The organism is Parendozoicomonas verongulae, from assembly GCF_009711465.1.
In the GTDB taxonomy this organism is placed as follows: Bacteria; Pseudomonadota; Gammaproteobacteria; order Pseudomonadales; family Endozoicomonadaceae; genus Sansalvadorimonas; species Sansalvadorimonas verongulae.
In genome coordinates, this window is sequence record NZ_SMME01000607.1 from 1 (window position 1) to 857 (window position 857).

Annotated in this window: 1 protein-coding gene; it reads left to right on the forward strand. The window is 58.6% G+C overall.

Annotated features, from left to right (window positions below; genetic code table 11):
- On the forward strand, positions 1–829 hold an 829-nt coding region (locus E1189_RS23015), incomplete at its 5' end, for a hypothetical protein (protein WP_230460010.1).
- Between the last annotated feature and the right edge of the window lie 28 nt (positions 830–857).

Consider the following 857-nt stretch of genomic DNA (forward strand, 5'->3'; position numbering starts at 1 on the left):
GGGTGTCGCTGCTACTCCGGCGATGAGAGTTAAGCAGGCTGACCGTATCGAATGTGGCGCCGCACAGGCAGGTAGTGTTCTGCCTCCCCCTGCACTGAGCGTTTTTGCTAATCTGGCGGTGGGTTTTAAGCAGGCTGATCGAATCGAAGGTGACGCCGCAGGGGCAGGTGGTGTTCCGTCTCCCCTTGCACCGAGCATCTTTGCTGCCCTGGTAGTGGGTTTTAAACTGGTTGACCGACTCGAAGATGGCACCGCAGGGGCAGGTGGTGTTCCGCTTCCCCTTGCATTGAGCGTTCTTGCTGCTCTGGCGGTGAGAGTCAAGCAGACTGACCGAATCGAAGGTGGCGCCACAGGGACAGGTCGTGTTCCGTTTTCCCTTGCATTGGGCGTCGCGGCTGCCCCGGCGGTGAGCGATAAGCAGGTTGGCCGAATCAAACGTGCTGCCACAGGAGCAGGTGATAGTCTGCTTCCACTTGCACCGGGCATCACTGCTGCCCCGGCGGTGACAGTTAAGCAGATTGGCCGAAGCGAATGTGGCGCCGCATGGACAGGTAGTGTTCAGCTTCCCTTTGCACCGTGTGTCTCGGCTGCCCTGACGGTGAGACTGAAGCAGACTGACCGAACCAAAGTTGGCGCCACAAAGGCAGGTGGTGTTCTGCTTTCCCCTGCACTGGGCGTCGCTACTGACCCGGCGGTGGGATTTAAGCAGGCTGACCGAATCGAAGGTGGCGCCGCAGAAGCAGGTGGTCTTCTGTTTTCCCCGGCATACTGCCCCCTTCTCATGCTGGCTCAATACTTCTACTGCCGGTGCAAAGCTATCGTAATCTAAATCACCTGGGACTGTTGATGCAGCTTCA